The 22,285-nt window shown below is 71.2% G+C and carries 23 protein-coding genes; 13 read left to right on the forward strand and 10 right to left on the reverse strand.

What is annotated here, in order from left to right; all coding sequences use genetic code 11:
- Positions 1-40: 40 nt before the first annotated feature.
- Positions 41-1,345, reverse strand: a complete 1,305-nt coding sequence (locus tag HHX35_RS17700; RefSeq protein ID WP_182899896.1) for an FAD-binding oxidoreductase — start codon at positions 1,343-1,345, stop codon at positions 41-43.
- Between the two features lie 26 nt (positions 1,346-1,371).
- Entirely contained in the window at positions 1,372-1,848 is a 477-nt protein-coding gene (locus tag HHX35_RS17705; RefSeq protein ID WP_220505546.1) for a nuclear transport factor 2 family protein, read from the reverse strand.
- A 166-nt stretch (positions 1,849-2,014) separates the two neighbouring features.
- Between HHX35_RS17705 and HHX35_RS17710 the strand changes: the two genes are divergently transcribed.
- A complete protein-coding gene (locus HHX35_RS17710) occupies positions 2,015-2,911 on the forward strand; it encodes a LysR family transcriptional regulator (protein ID WP_182899898.1) in 897 nt (298 codons plus the stop codon).
- Between the two features lie 35 nt (positions 2,912-2,946).
- Here the strand turns inward: HHX35_RS17710 and HHX35_RS17715 are convergent, their stop codons facing one another.
- Positions 2,947-5,004 (reverse strand): thioredoxin domain-containing protein, encoded by a 2,058-nt coding sequence (locus tag HHX35_RS17715; protein WP_182899899.1) that lies wholly within the window; start codon positions 5,002-5,004, stop codon positions 2,947-2,949.
- A gap of 64 nt (positions 5,005-5,068) precedes the next feature.
- Positions 5,069-6,097: a trans-acting enoyl reductase family protein gene (locus HHX35_RS17720; protein ID WP_182899900.1), complete on the reverse strand. Its 1,029-nt coding sequence runs from the start codon at positions 6,095-6,097 to the stop codon at positions 5,069-5,071.
- A 118-nt stretch (positions 6,098-6,215) separates the two neighbouring features.
- On the opposite strand from HHX35_RS17720, the gene HHX35_RS17725 reads away from it, so the two are divergent.
- Positions 6,216-7,235, forward strand: a complete 1,020-nt coding sequence (locus HHX35_RS17725; RefSeq protein ID WP_182899901.1) for a helix-turn-helix domain-containing protein — start codon at positions 6,216-6,218, stop codon at positions 7,233-7,235.
- A gap of 11 nt (positions 7,236-7,246) precedes the next feature.
- A complete protein-coding gene (locus HHX35_RS17730) occupies positions 7,247-8,410 on the forward strand; it encodes a hypothetical protein (RefSeq protein ID WP_310739151.1) in 1,164 nt (387 codons plus the stop codon).
- Positions 8,411-8,446: 36 nt separating this feature from the next.
- Here HHX35_RS17730 and HHX35_RS17735 read toward each other — a convergent pair whose 3' ends face one another.
- The 3 genes from HHX35_RS17735 to mca are packed head-to-tail and all read right to left on the reverse strand — an operon-like array spanning position 8,447 to position 9,819.
- Entirely contained in the window at positions 8,447-8,764 is a 318-nt protein-coding gene (locus tag HHX35_RS17735) for a GNAT family N-acetyltransferase (protein ID WP_182899902.1), read from the reverse strand.
- Complete coding sequence (locus tag HHX35_RS17740) at positions 8,761-8,928, reverse strand: hypothetical protein (RefSeq protein ID WP_167538770.1); 168 nt, start codon at positions 8,926-8,928, stop codon at positions 8,761-8,763. Before HHX35_RS17740 ends, HHX35_RS17735 begins: the two co-directional genes overlap by 4 nt.
- Before the next feature lie 9 nt (positions 8,929-8,937).
- The gene (gene mca, locus HHX35_RS17745; RefSeq protein ID WP_139577340.1) at positions 8,938-9,819 is read right to left on the reverse strand and encodes a mycothiol conjugate amidase Mca; all 882 of its coding nucleotides are present in this window, start codon (positions 9,817-9,819) and stop codon (positions 8,938-8,940) included.
- A 151-nt stretch (positions 9,820-9,970) separates the two neighbouring features.
- Between mca and HHX35_RS17750 the strand changes: the two genes are divergently transcribed.
- The 3 genes from HHX35_RS17750 to HHX35_RS17760 all read left to right on the forward strand — a co-directional run bounded on the left by HHX35_RS17750 (position 9,971) and on the right by HHX35_RS17760 (position 12,395).
- Complete coding sequence (locus tag HHX35_RS17750; RefSeq protein ID WP_182899903.1) at positions 9,971-10,396, forward strand: DUF4307 domain-containing protein; 426 nt, start codon at positions 9,971-9,973, stop codon at positions 10,394-10,396.
- Between the two features lie 75 nt (positions 10,397-10,471).
- Complete coding sequence (gene greA / locus HHX35_RS17755; RefSeq protein ID WP_139577342.1) at positions 10,472-10,972, forward strand: transcription elongation factor GreA; 501 nt, start codon at positions 10,472-10,474, stop codon at positions 10,970-10,972.
- Positions 10,973-11,138: 166 nt separating this feature from the next.
- Positions 11,139-12,395 (forward strand): C40 family peptidase, encoded by a 1,257-nt coding sequence (locus HHX35_RS17760; RefSeq protein WP_240809185.1) that lies wholly within the window; start codon positions 11,139-11,141, stop codon positions 12,393-12,395.
- Here the strand turns inward: HHX35_RS17760 and HHX35_RS17765 are convergent.
- Positions 12,364-12,960, reverse strand: a complete 597-nt coding sequence (locus HHX35_RS17765) for a TetR/AcrR family transcriptional regulator (protein WP_139577343.1) — start codon at positions 12,958-12,960, stop codon at positions 12,364-12,366. The two genes, HHX35_RS17760 and HHX35_RS17765, sit on opposite strands and share 32 nt — an antisense overlap.
- 96 nt (positions 12,961-13,056) lie before the next feature.
- Here HHX35_RS17765 and HHX35_RS17770 point away from each other — a divergent pair, with 96 nt between their 5' ends.
- The gene (locus tag HHX35_RS17770) at positions 13,057-14,058 is read left to right on the forward strand and encodes an NADP-dependent oxidoreductase (protein ID WP_259405149.1); all 1,002 of its coding nucleotides are present in this window, start codon (positions 13,057-13,059) and stop codon (positions 14,056-14,058) included.
- Here HHX35_RS17770 and HHX35_RS17775 read toward each other — a convergent pair.
- Positions 14,031-14,663, reverse strand: a complete 633-nt coding sequence (locus tag HHX35_RS17775; RefSeq protein WP_182899904.1) for a TetR family transcriptional regulator — start codon at positions 14,661-14,663, stop codon at positions 14,031-14,033. The genes HHX35_RS17770 and HHX35_RS17775 overlap by 28 nt on opposite strands.
- Complete coding sequence (locus tag HHX35_RS17780; RefSeq protein WP_182899905.1) at positions 14,641-16,152, reverse strand: DHA2 family efflux MFS transporter permease subunit; 1,512 nt, start codon at positions 16,150-16,152, stop codon at positions 14,641-14,643. Before HHX35_RS17780 ends, HHX35_RS17775 begins: the two co-directional genes overlap by 23 nt.
- A gap of 75 nt (positions 16,153-16,227) precedes the next feature.
- Between HHX35_RS17780 and HHX35_RS17785 the strand changes: the two genes are divergently transcribed.
- From HHX35_RS17785 to HHX35_RS17810, 6 genes are all read left to right on the forward strand, one after another.
- A complete protein-coding gene (locus tag HHX35_RS17785) occupies positions 16,228-16,746 on the forward strand; it encodes a hypothetical protein (RefSeq protein WP_182899906.1) in 519 nt (172 codons plus the stop codon).
- Positions 16,747-17,025: 279 nt separating this feature from the next.
- Complete coding sequence (locus HHX35_RS17790; protein WP_182899907.1) at positions 17,026-18,894, forward strand: phosphoenolpyruvate carboxykinase (GTP); 1,869 nt, start codon at positions 17,026-17,028, stop codon at positions 18,892-18,894.
- A gap of 152 nt (positions 18,895-19,046) precedes the next feature.
- Positions 19,047-20,045 carry a TIGR04222 domain-containing membrane protein gene (locus HHX35_RS17795; RefSeq protein WP_182899908.1) on the forward strand — a complete coding sequence of 333 codons (999 nt, stop codon included), beginning with the start codon at positions 19,047-19,049 and terminating at the stop codon, positions 20,043-20,045.
- Positions 20,038-20,937 (forward strand): DUF692 domain-containing protein, encoded by a 900-nt coding sequence (locus HHX35_RS17800; protein WP_310739152.1) that lies wholly within the window; start codon positions 20,038-20,040, stop codon positions 20,935-20,937. Before HHX35_RS17795 ends, HHX35_RS17800 begins: the two co-directional genes overlap by 8 nt.
- Positions 20,930-21,295, forward strand: a complete 366-nt coding sequence (locus HHX35_RS17805) for a hypothetical protein (RefSeq protein WP_182899909.1) — start codon at positions 20,930-20,932, stop codon at positions 21,293-21,295. The genes HHX35_RS17800 and HHX35_RS17805 overlap by 8 nt, the downstream gene beginning before the upstream one ends.
- Positions 21,296-21,408: 113 nt before the next feature.
- Positions 21,409-22,164 (forward strand): isoprenyl transferase, encoded by a 756-nt coding sequence (locus tag HHX35_RS17810; RefSeq protein ID WP_182899910.1) that lies wholly within the window; start codon positions 21,409-21,411, stop codon positions 22,162-22,164.
- Positions 22,165-22,285: the final 121 nt, after the last annotated feature.

Raw genomic sequence — 22,285 nt, forward strand, 5'->3', positions numbered from 1 at the left:
GGCTCCAGCCGGGCACTCCAGTGGCGGGCGACTGTGACGTTCAGGCGAGGACAGGGAAGTTGCCGCGGAAGACGCCATGGGGGTCGTGGCGGCGCTTGACGTCACGGAGGCGGTCAAGCACGGCGGGGGTGAAGGCGTCGGCCACGCTCTCCTGCGGGTTGAGGAAGGTGAAGGGCTTGCGCCCGCTGACGGGGAGGGCTTCGGCGATCGCGCGCTGCTTGGCCGTGATCGCCTCGGCCGTCGCCGGGTCGGCCGGGACCCCGAACAGGTAGAGCGCGTACGGCTCGGCCAGCGGTCCGTGCGGGCTGTCGGACGGGCGGGCGAACGCGCCGCCCAGATGACGGATCTGCACGCTCAGCAGTGGGGCGACGGGGCCGGCGAGCAGCGTCTTGGCCGTCGTGTCGTCCAGCCGGGTCAGCAGCTCTCCGCGAGAGGAGCCGGCGCCGGGGTCGGTGGGTTCGGCGGTGATGGACCCGAGTTCGGAGACCGGCATGGTCCGCCGGCTGTCCGACAGCGGCCGGGGAAGGCGGTCCAGTGGCGCCAGCAGGTCGCGAGCCTCGGACGCCTCACCGAGATATGCGGCGTCCACGGCCACCATGGGCGCGGAGCCGGGGAAATGCAGCAGGTCCAGCCAGACGGTCAGCTCGTCCGGTGCGGCGGCGGTGATCCGCCGGTAGGCGTCCATCACGTCCGGCCCGTGCTCGGCCGGCCACAGCACCCGCCCTCCATACAGTCGTGGCGCGGGGTGGAGGGACAGCTCCAGGGCGGTGACGATCGCGAAGTCACCGCCCCCGCCGCGCAGGGCCCAGAACAGGTCGGGGTCGGCGTCGGCCGTGACGCGCCGCTGTCGTCCCTCGGCGTCGACGATGTCGAAGGCCGTGACGCTGTCGGCGACCCAGCCGTAGGTGCGGCCGAACCAGCTGAGCCCGCCGCCGAGGGCGACGCCGGTGACGCTGACGACCGGAGAGCTGCCCGGCAGGCCGGTCAGTCCGTACGGCGCGGCGGCTGCCTGCAGCCGGCCCGAGGACACGCCTGCCCCGACGCGGGCCCGCCGGCCGGCCGCATCGATCTCCACGGCGTCCAGTGGCCGGGTGCGCAGCAGGACGGCGCCGTCGGTGCGGCCGGTGGCGCCGTGCCCGTTCGGCTGGGCGGCGACGGTCAACCCGGCGGCGCGTGCGTGCCGCACCAGCGCGGCGACGTCGTCGGCGTCGGCGGCCTCGACGACGGCCGCCACCGGTTGTTCGACGGCCAGGTTCCACGGACGGCGGGAGGCGTCGAAGCCGGGGTCGCCGGTCAACCAGACCCGGCCGCGGACGGCGGCGCGCAGGGTGTTCAGAGCGTTCACGATCATTCTCTTTCCGTGATGGCAGGTCAGACGGCTTCCGCGCGGCCGAAGAAGGCCGTGGGGTCGCCGGTGTACCAGGCGTTGTGGATGCGCATGCGGCGGATGACCCAGCGCTCGCCGTCGCGGACCAGCTCCACGTCGTACGGATTCTTGAGCAGGGCGAAGGTGGCGTGGTCGGCGGTGAGCAGGTGCTGGGCCTCCACCAGGGCGGTCAGGCGCGCGGTGTCGCCGTCGACCGAGATCCGGGGATTGGTGATCTGGTGGGTGGTGTCCACCCGGCCGGTGAACATGGCCAGGATCGTGCTGACGATCACTTCCCGCCCGGACATCAGGGGTGGCCGGCCGCCCCATCTGGCGGCCGCGGGACGGAAGTCCAGCTCCGCCTCGGCGGCGAAGGCCGAGGCGAACAGTTCCTCGTCCTTCAGGTCCTGGCCCAGGCCGAACCGGTACAAGGCGTCCAGGATCTCGGCATGGTCCCGCAGTTCCCGGACGACCGCGGTCATGTGGGCAGACTGAGTGGACAGCGCGGATTCACGGGTGACGAACATCGGCTACTCCCGCCGCAGGTCAGAGGGGTTTCTGAACGGGTCCACTCTCGACCGGAGCAGGAAGCCGATCAACGCGGTCCTGTGCAATGATCGTGAAGTCTGAGTTAACGATGGGGGGATCATGCTGGAGCGGCACGAGCTGGAGGCGTTCCTCACCCTCGCCGAGGAGTTGCACTTCGGCCGCACAGCCGAACGCCTGCGCGTGTCCACCTCCAGGATCAGCCAGACGATCGCCAAGCTCGAACGCCGTGTCGGCGTCCCGCTGTTCGACCGCACCAGCCGCCGGGTGGAGTTGACCCCGCTGGGACGCCGGCTGCACGAGGAGGTGCGGCCCGCCTGGCTGCAGATCATCTCCGCGTTCGAGCAGGCCGTCGCCGCAGGCCGTGGCCTCACCGGCACGCTGCGGGTCGCCTTCGTCGGCGCCGCCGGCGGGCAACTGCTCGTCGGGGCGGCCGAACTCCTGCGGCGGCGCGAGCCCGGTTGCGACGTTCAGCTCCGGGAGGCGCAGATGGTCGATCTCATGCCCTGGCTGCGCGACGGCGAGGTCGACGTCGCGTTGGGCACCTTCCCTGTTGAGGAGCCCGGCATCGCCACCGGGCCGGTCCTGGTGTCAGAGGCGCGCATGCTCGCGGTGCCGTCCGGGCACCCGTTCGCCCGCCGGGAGTCGGTCTCCCTGGAGGACCTGGCCAGGGTTCCCCTGCTCCAGCTCCCCGGCACGCTTCCCGACTCCCTGCGCGAAGACCGCACCCCGCGCACCACGCCCTCCGGACGGGTGATCGAACCGGGCCCCTCGGCCGCCACGTTCAACGAGATGCTCACCCTCATCGGCGCCGGCCACGGTGTCCTTCCGGTCGGCGCGCAGGCCAGGCGCTACTACGTCCGGCCCGACGTCGCCTACATCCCGTTCAGCGACGCCCCACCGCTGCGATGGGGTCTGTTGTGGAGAACCGACAACTCCACGGCACGCGTCCGCGCCTTCGTCCAGGCGGCCGGCGATCTGGTCGGCGGCCACGCCTGAGGACCTGCCGCCCTGCCGCTTGCGCGGTGTCGCCTCTATTGGGCCAGTTCGGCGCGCAGCTCGGCGGGCGTGGTGACCGGCGCCCGGCAGGTGAACCGCCGGCACACGTAGGCCGCGGGAGAGCCGTCGACCATGCCCCGCCCCTCGAGCAGCGGCACGTCCACCGGCACGCTGCCCGCGTGTCCCGTGTCGGCTTCTCCTGTGCCGGCTTCTCCAGTGCTGACTTCTCCTGTGCTGACTTGTCCCGTGCCCAGCGCGACGACCAGCCCCGGCGTGCCGGACATGAGGGCCGCCCTGTGCAGCGCGCGGGTGCGGGCGTCGTCGGCCGGGCCGACGATCGCCACCTCGGCGGGGCCGCGCAGCGCGGCCTCCGCCACCGCGAGACCCCACCCGGCGAACCGGGCGTACCGCTCCGCCAGCGCGGAGACCGTGCCCAGCGCCGCCTCGGCCGCCTCCCGGTGCCGGGCCGAACCGGTGAGCGCGGCGTACGACAGCAGCGCCCCCGCCGCCGCGAACTGACCCGAGGGCGTCGCGTTGTCCGTCGGGTCCTGGGGCCGCTGGAACAGCCGCTCACCGTCGTCGGGGGCGTCGTAGAACCCCCCCGATCCGTTGGGGAACCGCGTCAGCACGGTCTCCAGCAGGTCTCCGGCGCGGTGGAACCACCGGCTCTCGCCGGTGACGCCATAGAGGGCGAGGAAGCCCTCGGCCGTGTTGGCGTAGTCCTCCAGCATGCCGGCGTTGGCCCCCGCCCGGCCGTCGCGGGAGGTCCGCAGCAGCCGGGCCGGGTCGCGGCTCACCGTGTGCAGGTCGTCGAGCAGTACGGCCGCCTCGCGTGCGGCCTGGAGCAGGTCCGGCCGGTCGAAGAGCGCGCCCGCCTCGGCCAGGGCGGCGATCGCGAGCCCGTTCCAGGAGGCCACGACCTTGTCGTCCCGGCCGGGCCGTGGCCGCCGCTCCCGCGCGGCGCGCAGGGCCGTACGGACCCGGTCGAACCGGGCCGGGTCGTCGGGGTCGGCGAGGAGCTGGAGCACCGACATGCCGTGCTCGAACGTGCCGGTCACCTCGAACACCGATGCGGCCCAGACGGCATCGTCCTCCCCGAGGACCTCGCGGAGCTGATCGGGAGTCCAGACGTAGAACACCCCCTCGCCGTGGGCGCCGTCCGGTCCCTCGCTGTCGGCGTCGAGGGCCGAGGCGAACGCGCCCTCGGGCGTGCGCATCTCCCGCAGCAGCCATTCGGCGGTCTCCAGGACCACCCGCTTGGCCAGGACCGAACCGGTCGCGCGCCACCAGTGGGCGTAGACCCGCAGCAGCAGGGCGTTATCGTAGAGCATCTTCTCGAAGTGCGGCACCACCCAGCCGGCGTCGACCGAGTAGCGGGCGAAGCCCCCGCCGAGCTGGTCGTACATGCCGCCCCTGGCCATCGCCTCCATGGTCGTCTCCGCCATGGCCGCGGCCTCCCGGGTGCCGTGCCGCAGCAGGAACTCCAGGACCATGGACGGCGGGAACTTGGGCGCCCCGCCGAATCCGCCCCGCCGCTCGTCGAAGGTCTCCGCGAGGTTGCGTACGGCGAGGTCGAGGGTCTCGGCGGTGGGCAGCGGGCCCGAGGGCGCCCCGGTGCGTTCGGCGAGCGCCTCCACCACCTTCTCCCCCTGGGCCAGGACGCCCTCCCGGTCCTGCCCCCACGCCTGCGAGACGGCGTGCAGCAGCCGCTGGAAGTGCGGCCGGGGAAAGTAGGTGCCGGCGTAGAACGGGTGCCCGTCGGGGGTGGCGAAGACCGTCATCGGCCAGCCGCCCTGCCCGGTCATCGCCTGGACCGCGCCCATGTAGACGGCGTCCACGTCGGGCCGCTCCTCGCGGTCCACCTTGACGTTGACGAACAACTCGTTCATCAGCCGCGCGGTGGCCTCGTCCTCGAACGACTCGTGCGCCATCACGTGGCACCAGTGGCACGCCGAATAGCCCACGCTGATCAGCAGGGGGACGTCACGCCCGCGCGCCTCCGCGAACGCCTCCTCGCCCCAGGGGAACCAGTCCACCGGGTTGTCCGCGTGTTGCAGGAGGTAGGGAGAGGTCTCGCCACCCAGCCGGTTCATAGGGTCAGCCTCTCACACCGCCGGAAAAGGACGATCGAGTGAGGACGACGTGGCGGTCCACCCGCTACGGACGCAGTTCCAGGGAGACGTACGGGGACAGCGCGCGGAGGAAGTCGAGGGCGTCGAAGATCTCGCCGGCGGAGGCGACGCCGACGGTCCTGGTCCGTCCGGTGAGTACGCGGTCGACCGCTTCCACCGCGAGCGGCGCGGTGACGGCGTAGATGTCCCGGCCTCTCGCCACGGCGCGCCGTTCGCTGCCGCCGGAGCGCACGACGACGTCGACGAGGAAGGTCTGGGCGGACCGCCCACGCTCGTCGACCGGGGCCGGCGCCGGCGTGTCCGGGTCCGACAGGTCCCTGGCGGCCTCGACCGTCATGTAGGTGCGCACATCGGGGATGGGCAGGTGGCTGGGAATGGTGACGACGTCGGCCATCGTGAACTCCCCGATGACGGCCCGAGGCCCCATCGGGTCGGGGAAGGGCCACTCCAGGGTCGGCGCCTTGTCGTCGCGATACTCCAGCCGGCCGTTCGTGTAACGGACGCGCCGGCCGCCCCGCCGCTGCCCGGAGACCACGCCCGCGGCACGTGTCCCGGCGGTCGGGTGCCAGCTGCTCAGCCCGTACGCGACGTGCGCCTCGTCGGCCGCCGTCCAGTCGCCCATCGCGGCGGTGGCCAGCAGGTCGCCGAAACCGCCGTAGAAGGCCATAGCGGGGACGATCACGGCTCCCGCGGCGCGGGCGCGGTCCGCGAAGTTCGCGAACGTGTCGACGTTGGCCTCGATCTCCGCCGCCACATCCACGTACGGGATCCCGGCGCGCAGTGCCGCCTCGATCACGGGAGCGGCCGTCGCGGCGAAGGGCCCGGCACAGTTGATCACGGCCGCCGCACCCGCCAGTGTGCGGTCGAGCGAGGCCGGGTCGTCGACCGACGCCGTGCGGGCCTCCAGCCCGGATTCGGACGCCAGCATCTTCAGCTTGCCGGCGTCGCGCCCGGACAGAACCGGAACGAACCCGCGATCCCGCAGCTGTGCCACCACAAAGCGCCCGGTGTGCCCGTACGCGCCGAACACCGCCACCGTGAGACCCGATCCCATCGGTTCTCCTCCTCGTCAAACTTCTCAAACGATCCGCTGCGATCTGTCGTGGACATCCTGACGAGGACGGGTGTCTCCCACGAGTGTCTGGAACGCCATTACCCATACAATTCCGGACATGAGCACTGTCGCGCTGGCCGTCACCGACGGGATGCTGCATTTCGAGCTGTCGCTGGCGTACGAGGTCTTCGGGACCGACCTGACCCACGTGGCCGATCCCTGGTACAGCCTCGTCGTCTGCGGGCCGGGCGCCGTGCGGGCCGGCCGGTTCCGGCTGGAGCCCGACCACGGTCTCGACCGGCTCCGGCACGCCGACACAGTGATCGTCCCGGGCTGGGCCGACGTCGACGTCGATCCACCCGCCGCTCTTGTCGACGCGGTGCGCGCGGCCCACGAGGCGGGCGCACGGGTGGCCTCCCTCTGCACGGGCGCTTTCGTGCTGGCCGCCGCCGGCCTGCTGGACGGGAAGCGCGCGACCACGCACTGGGCGCACACCCGGGATCTGGCCGCCCGCTACCCCCACGTGCACGTGGACCCGGACGTCCTGTACGTGGACAACGGCAGCGTGCTCACCTCCGCCGGCAAGGCCGCGGCCATGGACCTGTGCCTGCACCTCGTCCGCCTCGACCACGGCTCCTCGGTCGCCAACACGGTGGCCCGCCGCCTGGTCGTGCCGCCGCACCGGGACGGCGGCCAGGCCCAGTTCGTCACCACCCCGGTGCCCGCGCCCGACAACCATCCGCTCGCCGAACTGTTCCCCTGGGTGATCGAACGGCTGGACCATCCGCTGACCGTGGAGGACCTGGCCCGACAGGCGCGGATGAGCTCGCGCAATCTGAGCCGCCACTTCAGGTCGGTCACCGGCACCACCCCGCTGCAATGGCTGCTGACCCAGCGGATCCGCCACGCCCAGGAGTTGCTGGAGACCACCGACGACGGCATCGACGCCATCGCGGAGGCCACCGGCATGGGCACCGCCACGACGCTGCGCCGGCACTTCAACCGCACGGTCGGCGTGCCTCCGGACACCTACCGCCGCAACTTTCGCTCGCGGACACGCCCCGGCCCGGGCGAGCCGCCACGTCCGGGGGAACTCGTGGGGGACCGCGGGGATGTGTTCCGGCCCGTCCCGGCGTAGGCTCACAGGACGTGGGCTTGGATCTGGACTTCGCTATCAGGCACTCGGGACGTCCCGCGGCCGCCATGACGCGGCGCGACGTCGCGCGGGTGCTGCTGGCCGTGCCGTCCGGACAGGCCCTGGTCGCCCTTCCCGACCTGCGGCGCCAGTTGCTCGCGGCGGGCAACCCGCTGTCGCCCCGGTTCTGGGAGTCGGCCAAAGCCGTGCTGATGAGCATCGAGTCCGGTGTGGCGACGGTCGGCGACGTGCAGCGCTGGCTGGAGTCCAGCGGAACCGAGCCGATCATGCTCACCCGCAGCTACTTCCTGTGGCCCGAGGAGAGCGAGCGCGGTCCGGTGGCCACCGAGATGTACGAGCGGCTGGTCGAGTTCCTGGAGGAGCGGCTGGCGGCCGGGGAGATCGACGCGGACGCGCTGGCCGCGGGGGATCCCGGCGCCAGGCACGCCTACGAGGAGCTCCAGGAGCGCTGGCTCGGCACTGCGCTGCCGGACGGCCGGGTGCCCAACGTCGTGGTCAACGACGAGCAGGACCAGGAGCTGTACGCCGCCTGGGACGAGGAGGAGGCGTTCGCGCTGAGCGAGCTGCGGCGGGTGCTCGACGACCTTCCGGAGCCGCCCTTTCCGGCGGACGATCTCCGCTCGGCCGCGCGGCGGCTGCGGGTGACGTTGACCCGGCCCGGCTATCCGGGCAACGTGCTGCGCGCCTGCGCCGGATTGGAGGACGGCGAGCTGCCCGAACGGGACGAGGACCTGTGGCTCACCGTCGCCGCCGGGATCGCCGCGCCGATCTCCGACCTTCCGGACGAGGAGGACGCCGCCCGGTTCTTCGACATGGAGGGCGAGCTCAGCCACGAGGACTCGATACTGGCCTCGTTGTGCGCCATCCACCACGCCGACTGGCTCGCGTCGGTGATCACCCTGGTCCGGTACGGCCCGGGGGTGCTCGCCTCGCCCGAGCGGATCGCCCGGTTCATCGCCGACTCCGAGGACGTCGACATGGACCCCGACGAGCCGGAGGACCTGGAGGCGACGGAGATGCTGTTCACGGCGGTGACGCCGCTGTGGGCGCACCTCGGCATCGTGGACCGGGCCGAGGTGCTGACCCCGCTGGGCTGGTGGGGCCTGCCCAAGGCGCTGGAGCGCGCCTGGTCCTCGGGCCCCGCGCTGCCCGACTGAGCTCCGGGCTGAAGGCCACACCGCCCGGCTGAGGGATCAGCCGGGCGTGTCGACCAGGTCCCGGTAGTCGTCGTCCACCAGATCGCGGTATTCCGGATGCCGCTGGATGTAGTAGGCCACGAACGAGCACAACGGCACGACCCGCAGGCCGGCCGCCCGCGCTCCGTCGAGAGCCCCGCCCACCAGCCTGCCGCCCAGCCCGCGGCCCTCGAACTCGTCGCGCACCTCGGTGTGCGGGAGGACCATCGAGCCGTCCCGCAACCGGTACTGCGCGAACCCGGCGACCACGCCGTCGACGATGATCTCGTAACGCGACGCGGCGGGGTTGTCGACGACCCGGGCGCCCGCGCTCACGCCTCGGGCCCGTTCCCGCGCCGTTCGTCCTCGTGGTGGTCGTGCGGCACCTGGATCTTCCTCATCTGCTTGTTCATGTTCTTCAACAGGAAGAACAGGGCCAGACCGATCGCGGCGACGACGATGAAGCCCAGGAGACCCGGCCCGTAGCTGGTTGCATCCACGCCTTCAGCTTACGAGCAGGCAGGGGTGACCTCGGCGGCGATCCCCGCGAACAGGTCGTCCTCCGGCAACGTGGTGTCCACGAGCGACCGCGCGAGGTGGTAGTCCTCGGTCGGCCAGATCTCCTCCTGCAGCTCACGCGGGCAGACGAACCAGAACCCGTCCGGGTCCACCTGCGTGGCGTGCGCGAGCAGGGCGAGATCGCGGATCTCGAAGTACTCCCCGCACGGGACCTTCGTGGTGACCTCCCACTTCTGCGGCCGGTCCTCCCACCGCGCGATCCAGTCGGCGTACGGCGAGCCCATGCCGCGCTCGGTCATGACGTTGTGCAGCGCCTCGAACCGCTCCCGGGTGAAGCCCATGTGGTAGTAGAGCTTCAGCGGCTGCCACGGCTCACCCGTGCCGGGGTAGCGGTCGGGGTCGCCGGCCGCCTCGAACGCCTCGACCGACACCCGGTTGGTCATGATGTGGTCCGGGTGCGGGTAGCCGCCGTTGTCGTCGTACGTGAGGATCACGTGCGGCCGGAACTCCCGGACGGCGGCCACGAGCGGCGCCGACGCCACCTCGAGCGGCTGCAGCGCGAAGCACCCCTCGGGCAGCGGCTCGTTCTCGTCCTCCGGCAGCCCGGAGTCGACGAAGCCGAGGAAACGCTGCTGGACGCCGAGGATCTCGCGCGCCTTCTCCATCTCCTGGCGGCGCACCTCGCCCATGTTCTCCAGAATGTCCGGCCGGTCCATCTTCGGGTTGAGGATCGAGCCGCGTTCACCACCCGTACATGTGACGACGAGCACCTCCGCGCCCTCCGCGACGTAGCGGGCCATCGTGGCGGCGCCCTTGCTCGACTCGTCGTCTGGGTGCGCGTGCACGGCCATCAGCCTCAACGGTGCACTCACGTCTCTCCTCAGGTGTTCTATGGCTACGAAAAGAGGTTAGCTTCTAAGGGACCGTGCGTTCCGGACCCGGTATGGCCCGCGTCGCCGACACGGTCGACTTGTGCGGACGATCGTCTCGCACAACACCGACAATCCTCAGGGAGATTCCGCGATGCCCACCGATGAGGCCGGCGGCCGGGGGACACGCCCGGTGCTCGGCACGCCGGACGACTTCGCGCCCCGCCCGGCGCGGCCCGCCAGGCTGGTGCCGTACATCGTGATCGCGCTGATCGTGGCGGTGATGGCGGGCGGCTGGGGCTATGTCATGCTCCGCGCGAACGGGAACCCCTCGGTGAGCGCCGACGTGATCACCTTCGACGCGAGCGCAGCGGACTCCGCCGTCATCACCTTCACCGTGCACAAGCCCGCCGACCGGGCGGCGATGTGCCGGATCCAGGCACTCGACACCCAGCACCTGGAGGTCGGCAGCCGTGAGATCGACATTCCCGAGGGCCGGTCGGACCTCGAGTTCACCGAACGGTTGAGGACGAGTTCCCAGGCCACAGCGGTACATGTCGACTACTGCGATCTCGTATAGTGGAATCTTTGGGGAAGCGTTCGAAGGCGTTAACTTGACAGCCTTTCGAGTCACTTACGGAAACAAGGAGAGCCCGTGGCCGTCTCCCAGAACGACAACGTCACCTGGCTGACGCAAGAGGCGTACGACCGCCTCAAGGAGGAGTACGAGTACCTTTCGGGCCCGGGTCGCACGGACATCGCCAAGAAGATCGAAGCCGCCCGGGAAGAGGGTGACCTCAGGGAGAACGGTGGCTACCACGCCGCCAAGGACGAGCAGGGCAAGATGGAGGCCCGCATCTTCCACCTCCGGCAGATCCTGGACAGCGCCAGGGTCGGTGAGGCCCCTCGCGCCGAGGGCATCGTGGGTCCCGGCATGACCGTGACGGTCCGCTTCGACGGCGACGACGAGGAGGTCACCTTCCTGCTGGCCTCCCGTGAGGAGAGCGGCGCGCCCATCGACGTCTACTCGCCGAACTCCCCCCTCGGGTCCGCGATCAACGGCAAGAAGATCGGGGAGAAGGCGACGTACACGCTGCCCAACGGCAGGCAGAACACCGTCGAGATCCTCGAGGCCGTTCCGTACATCGGCAACTAGGCTCCACCCTTTTCGCCCCGGCCGGGAATTCCGGAATGGTTTGCGGTATTCCCGGCCGTGCGGCAGTCTCGTCGTGGACCGGACCATTCGCCGCGGGAGGGGTGAGAGCGTGCTCGACCGCCGAGCGCGTCCGTCCGCCCGTTTAGGCAGGAAGTTCGCGAGAGCCGTGTCCGAGGCTCGTCAGGATCTGGCCTATCGCCCCCGCCTGCCCCGCCCGGGGCGCCTGCGCAAGACGGTTCCCCTCATCGCCGTGGCGCTCGTCACCGTGCTCACGGTCGACGTGCTCGTGCTCGGCGAGCTCGGGTCGGAATCCACGAACTCGGGCGTGGTCACGGCCCTGTCCGAGCGGCGCACGGGCCACGGCTACGTGGCGGCGGCCCGGCAGGCCCGCGACGTGTCGGCTCTGCCCCCGGAACGCCAGGCCCCGGCCGCCCAGACGGTGACGCAGCAGCCGGTGGCTCCGCTGGAGCGGCTGATCCGCCCGCACCTGTTCGTGGTGGCCAACCGGCCCCTTCCCCCCGAGGTGGTGGAGAAGGTGCGCAAGGCGAAGGGCGTGACGGCCGCCGAGGTGACCGGCGCGGCCGACGTGGCCGTGGACGGCAAGCGGGTGCCGACGATGGGCGTCGACCCGTCCACCTTCCGGTCGTACACGCCGAAGGTGACGGCCTCCTCCGACGAGCTGTGGCGCAACATCGCCGCCGGCGACATGGCGGTCTCCTTCGAACTCGGCAACGACGGCGGCGTGCAGCTGGGCTCGCAGGTCCACAGCGGCGCCAGGCGCCTGCGCATCGGCGCGTACGCCACGGTGGGCATGGGCTCGATCGCGGCGATCGTCTCGAAGGGGACGGCGGCGGCGCTCGGCATCCCGGACGGCAACGCCCTGGTCGTGAGCGCGCCGAAGGTCGACTCCCGCAAGCTCCGCCTCAGGCTGCTGAAGATCCTGCCCAAGGGCAGTCAGGTCGCCACGATCAACCCGGTGGTGGTGACGCCCAAGGGACGCACGGTGTGGCCGCAGACCGCGTTCATGTCCGCGGAGCAGCTCAAGGTCGCGCTCACGGCGGCCGTCGGCAAGCTCGGCCGGCCGTACGTGTGGGGCGCCGAGGGGCCCGACAGCTTCGACTGCTCCGGGCTCGTGCAGTGGGCGTACGCGCAGGCGGGCGTGCGCATGCCGCGGGTGACGTACCAGCAGTGGGTCACCGGCCCGCAGGTGCCGCTGTCGCAGGCGCAGCCGGGCGACCTGCTGTTCTGGCGCAACGATCCGACCAACCCCGGCTACATCTCGCACGTCGCCATCTACTGGGGCAACGGGAAGATGCTGCACGCTCCACACACCGGCGACGTCGTGAAGATCGCGAACGTCTACACCAAGAACCTCGCCGGGGTCGTCCGGGTCAGTCCGCAGATCTCCGCGCGCGTCCGCTGACCGCGCCGGCGGCCAGTCCGTCCAGCACCAGCGAGAACAGGTGCTCGCTGCGCTCGGCGACGACCGGGCCCTGCTCGGCGATCCAGCCGACGGCGCTGACGAGCGCGAACACATCCATCCCGTCGACGTCGGGCCGGATGCGGCCGTCGTCCTGGGCCCGTTCGACCAGGCGTCCCGCGGCCTCCCGCATCGCGGAGCACGACGCGTGGAGGGGAGAGCCCTCGTCGCTGATCGTCGTCATCATCGAGGCGGTCAGGCCGCGGTAGGTGCTCGCGCCCCCGAGGAACTCCCGCAGCCACTGCCGTAGCGCCTCGTGGGAGTCGCCCGCGCCCTCCAGTTCCCCGGCGCGGGCCGCCAGCCGGTCGAACCGCTGCCGGAGCAACGCCTCCAGCAGCGCCTCTCTGGTGGGGAAATGCCGATAGAGCGTGCCCATGCCCACCTCGGCGCGGCGCGCGATGTCGCGCAGGGACGCCTGTGTCCCCTGCTCCTCCACCACGGTTCTGGCGACCTCCAGGATGCGCTCGTAGTTGCGCTGCGCGTCCGCGCGCTGCTGCCGGCCTGTCATGCGTCGATCCTCGCACCTCGGCATCCGGGGCATTGACATCCGGAGCGGTGCTCCGATTATTATCTGGAGCACTGCTCCGAATCAACAGGAGGTTCGATGCCCGCGATGAAGGCCGTCCGCATGCACAGGACCGGCGAGCCCGGCGTTCTGGCGGTGGAGGAGGTTCCCCGCCCCGAGCCGGGAACGGGAGACGTGCTCGTCCGCGTGCACGCGGCCGGGCTGAATCCGCCCGACTGGTATGCCCGCAAGGGCTTCTCGAACATCCCGGAGGCCCTGCGGCCCACGCTCCCTCTGCCGTACACGCCGGGTACGGACATCTCCGGCGTGGTCGCCGCCGTCGGCCACGGCGTCACCCCGTGGCAGGAGGGCGACGAGGTGTTCGGCCTCGTACGCTTCCCTTCCCTGGAGATGGAGAACGGGGGAAGGGGATACGCCGAGTACACCACCTCGCCCGCGTCGCAGCTGGCCCGCAAGCCGGCCGGTCTCAGCCACGTGGAGGCGGCCGCCGTGCCGATGGCGGGGCTCACCGCCTACCAGTACGTCTTCGATCACATCAAGCTCGACGAGGGCCGCAGGGTGCTGGTCAACGGCGCGGCCGGCGGAGTCGGGCACTTCGCGGTGCAGCTCGCCAAGTCGCAGGGCGCGTACGTCATCGGGGTCGCCTCGGGGCGGCACGAGACGTTCCTGCGCGAGCTGGGCGTCGACGAGTTCCTCGACTACACGACCACCCGTGTGGAGGACGAGGTGCGGGACGTGGACGTGCTCATCGACTGCGTGGGCGGCCCGGACGCCCACCGTTTTCTGCCGGTGCTGCGGCCCGGCGGCGTGATCAGCCCGGTCTTCCACGGCGATTACCACCGGGAGCGCGCGGCCGAGCTGGGCATCACGTTCCGATCCGGCCAGGTCCACTCGGACGGAGAGCAGATGGCCGAGCTGGGACGCCTGTTCGAAGAGGGCCGCCTGCGCGTCGGCATCGACTCGGTCTTCCCGCTCGCGGAGGCCGCGAAGGCCCACGAGCGGGCGGAGCGCGGGCACATCCAGGGAAAGATCGTCCTGCGGGTGGCGCCCGATCAGATCGGCAGCCCGGCCTCCAGGTAGCCGAGGGCCTCGTCGAGCAGCACGGGCAGCGGCGTCCTGCCGTCCTGCTCCACCCACGTGAACAGTGCCGGGAGCATGACCCCCATGACCGCGCCGACGAGCGTCCGTACGGCGGGGCTGCGGGGGTCGCGGCCCGCCCGCTCGGCCATCGCGCCCGCAAGCACGTCGATCGTGGCGAACAGTCCCTCCACGGTCCGCGCCCGCAGCGCGGGCACGGAGGTGGACAGCTTGGTCCGGGCGAGGACCTGATCGAGCTCCTCGGCACCGATCGACTCGAAGGCGGTGCGGAACGCGGCGCGCAGCGCGGCCAGCGGGGGCAGGTCCGCCGGCTGGGCCTTGATCGCCTCCATGAGGATCGGGTCGTAGTCGTCCTGGGTGACCACGTCCTCCTTTGTGGGGAAGTAGCGGAAGAACGTGCTCGGGGAGACCTCCGCCGCCTCCGCGATCTGCTCGACCGTCGTGGCCTCGTACCCCTGCTCGGCGAACAGCCGCAGGGCCTCCTCCTGGATGGTCCTGCGGGTCTTGGCCTTCTTGCGCTCGCGCAGGCTCGTGACAACGCGATCGGAGGGGTGCGGGGTCCGGTCAGCGCGCTGTGGTGAGCTCATGCCCCGATTCTGCCGTCTTTCCGTCCTCGGCCGTACTGCCCGGTAGGAAGACCGCCACCAGGACGGCGGCCAGCGCCGACGCGGCGCCGCACACCAGCAGGACCAAGTCCATGCCGCTCAGGAACGCCTCCCTGGCGGCGTCCAGGAGCGCGGCGTTCCCCGTGCGCGCGGCCAGGGCCACCGCCGCCGTGATCGAGTCGCCCGCCGCCTCCGGGACGCCCTCCGGCAGTCCGGAGGCGTACGCCGCCGAGAGCACGCTGCCGAGGCCGGCCACGCCCAGCGCGCCGCCGACCTGACGTACGGTCTGCAGGGTCGCCGATCCCGAGCCCGACCGCTCCTCCGGCAGCGTGGCGAGCACGCCGTCCATGGCGGGGACCATGGCCAGGCCCACGCCCGCGCCGAGGATGGCCAGCCACGCCGCGACGAACCCGTATCCGGAGGACATCGAGGTCGTCGCGCCCAGACCGAAACCGGCGGCGAGCACGACCAGGCCCGCCGGCATCACCACGCGCAGGCCGAGGCGCGCCGTGAGCCGCTCTCCGGTCAGGCCGCCGAGCATGAGCCCGGCCACCATCGGGATCACCCGTACGCCGGTGCCGAAGGCGTCGTGTCCCAGCACGGCCTGCAGGTGCTGCGGGACGACGAACAACACACCCGACATGCCGAGGCTCACGAACGTCGCGCCGGCCGCGCCCCACACGAAGACGCGGTTGCGGAACAGGCCGAGATCCGTCATCGGCTGCCGGACGCGGGCCTCGACGCGGACGAACACCGCCAGCAGCGCCACCCCTGCGCCGAGACCGGCCAGCACGCGGGGGTCGCCCCAGCCGCGCGCCGGGACCTCGATGACGCCGTATACCAGCGCCGCCAGGCCCGTCACCGACAGCAGCGCGCCGGGGACGTCGATCCGGGGCGCGGCGGGATCACGTGACTCGGGGATGAACACGGCCGCCGCCGCCACCGCGACGACGATCACGGGGATGTTGACGAGGAAGATCGAGCCCCACCGGAAGTGGTCGAGCAGGTAGCCGCCCACGATGGGGCCGAGGGGCAGGCCGAGCGCCATGGCGGCGGTGAAGACGGCGATCGCGCGCCCGCGCTCGGCCGGAGGGAAGATCACCGGCAGGATCGAGGTCGCCAGCGGCATGATCACCGCGCCGCCCGCGCCCATGAGCGCACGGGCCGTGACCAGGGTGCCCGTGCTCGTGGCGAACGTCGCGAACACCGACGCGATCCCGAAGGCCGCCAGGCCGGCCAGCAGCAGGCGCCTGCGCCCGAAGCGGTCTCCGATCGCGCCCGACGGAAGCATCAGCGCGGCGAACGGAACCATGTACGCGTCCACGATCCACTGCAGGTCGCCGGTCGTGGCGTGCAGATCGGCCGCGAGCGTCGGCAGCGCCACGTTGAGCACCGTCGCGTCCATGCCGATGACCAGGGCGCTCAGCACGAGGGCGCCGAGCGCCCACCACCGAGAAGTGAGAGTAGCCATATTTTGAAAGTAACTCTCAAAAAGTGGCTACTGTCAATCTCGGCCATCGATGCGCAGCGATGTAATGTTGATTACATGAATTCAGAAGAGCAGTTGAGCGCCTGGTTCGCCGGCCGGTTGCCGGAAGACTGGTTCGCCGAGTCCCCCAAGGTCGTGGTGGACCGCGAGGAGATCAGCGTCCTGGGCACGCTTCCGCCGCTGTCGGTGGCCGAAGGGCTCCCCGACGTGGAGCGTGCGGCGGCGATGGAGGGGTACGTCGAGCGGTTCCGTGAGGAGACGCGCGAGCGCAGGATCGACATCGCCAGGGAGGCCGAGCACCGCTTCCGCCGCAAGGTCTCCTGGGGCGTCGTCGTCGGTGACGAGACAGTGATGTTCACCACTCTTTCCGTCCCCGTCATGACCCGGCTGCGCCAGCCGGAACGGCAGGTCCTCGACACCCTGGTCGCCGCGGGTGTCGCGCGCAGCCGCAGCGACGCGCTGGCCTGGTGCGTCAGGCTCGTCGGCAGACACACCGACACGTGGCTCGCTGACCTGCGCGATGCCCTCCAGCATGTGGACCGGATCAGGGCGGAAGGCCCCGGCGGATTGGACTGAACCAATTCCCGAAGAGGTCTGGACCATTCGAATTGGCCTATACCAATGTGTAAGCCCGGCCAGGCGGGTAAGGGGGAGAAGGACGTTTTTTCAACAGGGCCAGAGTGGGTAAGGTCCCACAACATCACGGCTGCTGCCTGCGCCGATGCTGTCCGAGGTCGCGAAGTGGAGAATGGCGCCGATTTAACGGAGTGGAAACACGATGGTCTACTCCAATTGGATTCGGAAGCCATTTTCGCTGATGATGCTCTGGCCCTGAGAGATTAAGGAGCCGCCCCCGTGTCCATTTCAGTAGAGGTACCGACGCCCACCACTCACAGCGATCTGGCGGCCTGGGTGACGCGGATCGCGGAGCTGACCCAGCCGGACCGGATCGAATGGTGCGACGGCTCCGAGGCCGAATGGACGCGCCTGACCAACCTTCTGGTCGAGCAGGGCACCCTCAAGCGGCTGGTCAAGCGTCCCAACAGCTTCTACGCGGCCTCGGACCCGAGCGACGTCGCCCGTGTGGAGGACCGCACGTTCATCTGCTCCGAGCGTGAGGAGGACGCCGGGCCGACCAACAACTGGATCGCGCCCGACGAGATGCGCCGCACGTTCGCCACCCTGTTCAAGGGCTGCATGCGGGGCCGGACGATGTACGTCGTGCCGTTCTGCATGGGCCCCCTGGGCGGGACCATCTCGCAGCTCGGCGTCGAGATCACCGACTCGCCGTATGTCGTGGTGTCGATGCGGATCATGACCAGGATGGGAGACGAGGCGCTGCGCCTCATCGAGGAGCGCGGAGCGGCGCGAAAGGCCCGAGAGAGCGAGGCACGAGCCGACGAGGGCCGCGGCAAGCGCGACCAAGAGCACAGCGACTTCGTCAAGGCCGTTCACTCGGTGGGCGCGCCGCTGGAGCCCGGCCAGGCCGACGTGCCGTGGCCGTGCAGCCAGACCAAGTACATCAGCCACTTCCCGGAGACCCGCGAGATCTGGTCGTACGGCTCGGGCTACGGCGGCAACGCGCTGCTGGGCAAGAAGTGCTACGCGCTGCGGATCGCCAGCACGATGGCCCGCGACGAGGGCTGGCTGGCCGAGCACATGCTGATCCTCAAGCTCACGCCGCCGCAGGGCGAGGCGCGGTACGTCGCCGCGGCCTTCCCGTCGGCGTGCGGCAAGACGAACCTCGCCATGCTCCAGCCCACGATCCCGGGCTGGAAGGTCGAGACGATCGGCGACGACATCGCCTGGATGCGCTTCGGCCCCGACGGCCGGCTGTACGCCATCAACCCGGAGGCCGGCTTCTTCGGCGTCGCGCCCGGGACCGGCCAGTCGACGAACGCCAACGCGATCAAGACGCTGTGGGGCAACAGCATCTTCACGAACGTCGCGCTGACCGACGACGGGGACGTCTGGTGGGAGGGCCTCACGGACGAACCGCCCGCGCACCTCACCGACTGGAAGGGCCGTGACTGGACGCCGGAGTCCGGCGAGCCCGCCGCCCACCCGAACGCCCGGTTCACCACTCCGGCCGAGCAGTGCCCGACGATCGCCCGCGAGTGGCAGGACCCGGCCGGGGTGCCGATCTCGGCCATCCTGTTCGGCGGCCGCAGGGCGACCGCGGTGCCGCTGGTGACCGAGTCGCTGAGCTGGCGGCACGGCGTCTTCCTGGGTGCCAACGTGGCCTCGGAGAAGACCGCGGCGGCCGAGGGCAAGGTCGGCGAGCTGCGCCGCGACCCGTTCGCGATGCTGCCGTTCTGCGGCTACAACATGGGCGACTACTTCGGGCACTGGCTCGAGATCGGCAGGATGACCGACCCGGAGAAGCTGCCCAGGATCTACTACGTGAACTGGTTCCGCAAGGACGCGAACGGCCGCTTCCTGTGGCCGGGCTTCGGCGAGAACAGCCGGGTGCTCAAGTGGATCGTCGACCGGCTGAACGGCGTGGCCGACGCCGTGCCCACGCCGATCGGCAACCTGCCGGCCTCGCTCGACACCGACGGCCTCGATATCGCGCCCGAGGACATGGAGCTCCTGCTCGGCGTCGACCCCGAGGTGTGGCGCGAGGAGGCCGCGCTGATCCCGCCCTACTTCGAGACCTTCGGCGATCACATGCCGAAGGAGCTGTGGGACGAGTACCGCGCCCTGCTCCAGCGGCTCGGCTGAGTCCAGCGGCTCGCTGATCCACGCGTACGGCCCGCGCACCCGCTCCCTTCGGACGGAACTTTCCCCGTGAAGGCTTCGTCTACGGGATAGACGGGGCGCGGGCCGTCCGGCCCGGTTCGGGGGCCCCTCCTTCTCCCCAGAGGAGGGCGTACGTGGAACTGGTGCTCGTCGTCGCCGCGGCGATAATCGCGGCACTCGTCGTCACGACCGCTCTCGCCGTCGGCAGGGAGCGGCGAAGAGCCACATCGGTGCCCGCGGCGTCCGGGCTCGACCTGGACGCCTACGAGCTGGCCTTCCTGGCGGGCGGGCCGGCCCGGGCGGTCAACACGGCGCTCGCCTCGCTGGCGGTCCGCGAGTATGTGCGCGTCGCCCGCGGCGGCAGGGTCACCGCCGTGGCGGATGCTCCCGCCACCTCCGCCGATCCCGTCGAGCAGGCCGTGCTCGACCTGGCCACGCGGCCCGGCGGGGCGAGCGCGGCCGAGATCAGACGCCGCGCGGGCGACGGCTCCGCGATGGCGGCGCTGAAGGGACGCCTGATCGCGCAGGGCTACCTGCTTCCCGACGGCTCTCTGGAGGGAGCGCGCCGCCTCAACGCGCGCCTGCGCGGTCTCGCGGTGCTCGCCTTCGCCGCCGCGGCCGTCACGTTCGTGCTGATCGTCTTCACCGGGACCGTCGCCTCCGACACGGCGAGCTGGGCCGCGTTCGCGATCGCCGCGATCTCCGACGGATACGCCCTGATCGCATCCGTCACGTACGCCGCGTCCTTGCGGGACCCGCTGAGCCATGCGGGCGAGGAGGCGCTGCGGCAGGCGCGCGAAAGGCACCCGAGGGGAGTTCTCGCGCACGGAACCGCCGGGGCGCTCGGTGTGGGCGGTGCGGCGGGTGTCGCCGCGGTCACAACCATCGCTCTATGGGGCCTGGGCGAGCTCGGCGACCCGCACCTCGCGGGCCAGATCGCGGCAGAGGACGCCCTCGCCCGCCGATCCTTCGACGGGGGCGGCGGGTCCTCGGGCGGAGACTACGCCCCGAGCGACGGCGGCGCGGGTCACGCGAGCTGCGGTTCGAGCGGGTGCGGCTCCGGCGGCTCGAGCGGCTGCGGAAGCAGTGGTTGCGGGGGTGGCTGCGGGGGCGGCGGGTGCGGCGGTGGCTGAGCGCCGGTTCGGCAGGTGGCTGCCGTCCGGCAGGCGTGCCGGGAAGCACAAGGGGGACGCCGCCGGTGCCGGCCAGGGCGGCGGCCAGGGGGCCGGTCTCGGTGTCGGGATCGGCTGGCGGCCGGAGATCGATCTCACGGTGGAGCGGCTGCCCGGCGTCGGGTTCGTCGAAGTGATCGTCGAGAACGTCGATCCGGCCCGGCTGCCCGAGTCCCTGGCCGTGCTCCGCGCCGCCGGGATGCCCGTCGTGCCCCACGGCGTGGGCCTGGGCGTCGGCGGGGCGCACCGACCCGATCCGGCCCGGCTGGCGCGCCTCGCGGCGTGCGCCGAGGCGTTGGACGCCCCTCTGGTGAGCGAGCACGTGGCCTTCGTGCGGGCCGGGAGCGTGGAAGCCGGTCACCTGCTGCCGGTCCCGCGCACCCGGGAGGCACTGTCGGTGGTCGTGGAGAACGTGCGGGAGGCGCAGGACGCGCTCCCGGTGCCGCTCGCGCTCGAAAACGTGGCGGCCCTGTTCGGCTGGCCGGACGACGAGCTGACCGAGGCGCAGTTCCTCGGCGAGCTGGTCGAGCGGACAGGCGTGAAACTGCTGGTCGACGTGGCGAACCTTTACACGAACCAGGTCAACCTCGGCCTGGACGCGCGGCGGGCGCTCGACGAGCTGCCGCTGGAGGCCGTCGCGTACGTGCACGTGGCGGGCGGGCACGCCCACGACGGGCTCTGGCACGACACGCACACCGCGTCGCCTCCCGCCGAGGTGCTCGACCTGCTGACCGAGCTGTGCGGCCGGGTGACGCCGCCCGGGGTGCTGCTGGAGTGGGACGACGCCTATCCCGGCGACAGCGCCCTGGCGGGCGAGCTGGGCCGCATCCGGGAGGCGGTGTCCCGTGCCTGAGCCGGCGGCGTGGCCTGCGTCCCCGGCGTCGGCTGCGTCTCCGGCGTCGCCTGAGGCCCCGGCAGAGGCGCGGGCCGCGCTGGCGGCCGCCCAGGCGGAGCTGCTGGCGGCCCTGGTGGCGGGCGGCCGCGTGCCGGACGGCTTCGACCCCCGCCGGCTGGCCGTCCAGGCCCACGGGCTGCTGGCCAAGCGGCGCGGCTCGGTCGCCCGCGCCGCCCCGGACCTGGCCGAGGCTCTCGGGGCCGAGTTCGCCGGTCTGTTCGCCGCGTACGCCGCGGAACACGTGAAGCCCGAGGGCGGGTCGAGGGCGGACGCACGCGACTTCGCCTCCTGGCTGCGGGCACGCCGGCGTCTCTGACCGCGAAGCGGGTTACTCCGGCCGTGCCCAGGAAAGCCTGAGGAGGGCAGGGCATGCCGGTTCGCCCGCGATAATTGGTGATCGAGCCCCACCGTCGCGAGGAAGAGGGTCGCATGCGCGATCTCGTGTACAAGCTGTACGAGCGCAGGCTCGAACGGACGCTGTCCTCCGACCAGATTCCCCGCCACGTCGGCGTCATCGTGGACGGCAACCGCAGGTGGGCGCGGGCCATGGGCCTGCGGGACGTCAGCCGGGGCCACCAGAAGGGCGCCGACAAGATCTCCGAGCTGCTGGTGTGGTGCCGCGAGGCCGGGGTCGAGTACGTGACGCTGTGGCTGCTCTCCACCGACAACCTCGCCAGGGACAAGGCCGAGCTCGAGCCGCTGCTCCAGGTGATCGAGAACCTCGTGCAGGATCTCGTGGACCAGGGATGGCACCTCAACCCCATGGGCTCGCTCGACCTTCTGCCCGATCACACGGCTCGTGTCCTCAAACACGCAAAAGAAACCACATCGCATCGTCCCGGCCTGATTGTGAACGTTGCCGTTGGGTATGGAGGAAGGCGTGAGATCGCTGATGCGGTGCGCTCCCTCCTCCAGGAGCATGCCAGCAAGGGCGCGAGTATCGAGGACCTCGTCGAGGTCCTCGACGTCGAGCACATCGCGGAGCATCTCTACACGCGCGGCCTGCCCGATCCGGATCTCGTCATCCGGACCTCGGGAGAGCAGCGACTCTCTGGATTCCTGCTCTGGCAGAGCGCCCACTCCGAGTTCTACTTCTGCGAGGCCTACTGGCCCGACTTCCGCAGAGTCGACTTCCTGCGGGCGCTCCGCTCGTACGCCGCACGGCACCGTCGGTACGGCTCCTGAGACGGTACGTGACCAGCATCTTTTAGCCTGCGTAAACCTATTGGGCTGGGGAGATTCGTTACGTAACGTGGTAGCTGAGCGGCCGTCGAGGGGATCGGCGGCCACCACCTCGGGAGAGGGC

This window comes from Microbispora sp. H10830 (genome assembly GCF_014161375.1).
GTDB classification, from domain to species: Bacteria; Actinomycetota; Actinomycetes; order Streptosporangiales; family Streptosporangiaceae; genus Microbispora; species Microbispora catharanthi.

Coding starts and splice junctions, on each gene's coding strand:
- HHX35_RS17705 (WP_220505546.1), bottom strand. CDS start 1,848: ATGACCGCGGTCGTCCGGGAACTGCGGGACCATGCCGAGATCCTGGAC.
- HHX35_RS17710 (WP_182899898.1), top strand. CDS start 2,015: ATGCTGGAGCGGCACGAGCTGGAGGCGTTCCTCACCCTCGCCGAGGAG.
- HHX35_RS17715 (WP_182899899.1), bottom strand. CDS start 5,004: ATGAACCGGCTGGGTGGCGAGACCTCTCCCTACCTCCTGCAACACGCG.
- HHX35_RS17720 (WP_182899900.1), bottom strand. CDS start 6,097: ATGGGATCGGGTCTCACGGTGGCGGTGTTCGGCGCGTACGGGCACACC.
- HHX35_RS17725 (WP_182899901.1), top strand. CDS start 6,216: ATGAGCACTGTCGCGCTGGCCGTCACCGACGGGATGCTGCATTTCGAG.
- HHX35_RS17750 (WP_182899903.1), top strand. CDS start 9,971: ATGCCCACCGATGAGGCCGGCGGCCGGGGGACACGCCCGGTGCTCGGC.
- HHX35_RS17765 (WP_139577343.1), bottom strand. CDS start 12,960: ATGACAGGCCGGCAGCAGCGCGCGGACGCGCAGCGCAACTACGAGCGC.
- HHX35_RS17770 (WP_259405149.1), top strand. CDS start 13,057: ATGCCCGCGATGAAGGCCGTCCGCATGCACAGGACCGGCGAGCCCGGC.
- HHX35_RS17775 (WP_182899904.1), bottom strand. CDS start 14,663: ATGAGCTCACCACAGCGCGCTGACCGGACCCCGCACCCCTCCGATCGC.
- HHX35_RS17780 (WP_182899905.1), bottom strand. CDS start 16,152: ATGGCTACTCTCACTTCTCGGTGGTGGGCGCTCGGCGCCCTCGTGCTG.
- HHX35_RS17785 (WP_182899906.1), top strand. CDS start 16,228: ATGAATTCAGAAGAGCAGTTGAGCGCCTGGTTCGCCGGCCGGTTGCCG.
- HHX35_RS17810 (WP_182899910.1), top strand. CDS start 21,409: ATGCGCGATCTCGTGTACAAGCTGTACGAGCGCAGGCTCGAACGGACG.